This is a genomic window from Acinetobacter sp. TUM15064 (assembly GCF_008980265.1).
In the GTDB taxonomy this organism is placed as follows: Bacteria; Pseudomonadota; Gammaproteobacteria; order Pseudomonadales; family Moraxellaceae; genus Acinetobacter.
In genome coordinates, this window is the sequence record NZ_BKFU01000165.1 from 1 (window position 1) to 811 (window position 811).

1 protein-coding gene is annotated in these 811 nt (G+C 37.6%); it reads right to left on the minus strand.

The window, feature by feature from the left end; genetic code table 11:
• Nucleotides 1-115: 115 nt before the first annotated feature.
• A partial coding sequence (locus GBI16_RS18230) for a phosphoribosyltransferase (protein ID WP_228267873.1) occupies nt 116-811 on the minus strand: 696 nt, incomplete at its 5' end.

Genomic DNA, 811 nt, shown 5'->3' on the forward strand with positions numbered 1-811 from the left:
ACTCTATGTACTCATTAAACTTTGTAGAGCTCAAAAACAAAAAAGACCGCTATATAGCAGTCTTTTAACTTAATTAAATAATAATTAATTCATTTTCATCATAAGTGCATAAGCATCACGTTTGTTTTGACGCAATGATTCTATCTCGGACTTCGTCAGCTGTTTTACGAGAGTTGAGGATATACTTTGCTTCCCACTCTGTGAGCCTTTCGAAATCGTACCCGTAAATCGATTTCCACCATGCTTCAAGATTGCCATATACATCCCTCAATTGCTGAAGAGTTTCTTTACTTAGAGCTAATTGTGATGAGTATTGTTTACCCGTCAGTGCATATGCTCCAATAACTTTATTCGTCCCAGTTGTTTCAATATGACCTTTTAATGCTGCAAAAGTACCACCTTGGGTCTGTGTATCATCAACAATAATAACACATTTATCATTGTTTATTGTCCCATCAAATGCTGGTTGGTTGGCTAATCTATGCCACCCATCACCGCCAGTTCTTGATACTTTTATAGCTTGAACTATATTCGTATCAACTTCAAGCCCAAGTTTCTTTGCTATAACTGCTGAAGTAGCTAAAGGAATCATATTACGACCGACTGCTTCCTCAGCATGTACAGGTACTATAATAGTTTCCCGACCATCGATAATTCTTTCTAGTTCAGCAATCGCCTCATCCGAAACTAAATCTTTAGCTAAAATATACGCACTTTCAACATCCCCTGCTTTAGCAGCTTCATACATGTAATGAGAGGTTGCATCTCCAAGACCACGGTCAATAACCGTTTTAGGAAACATATTCCAATC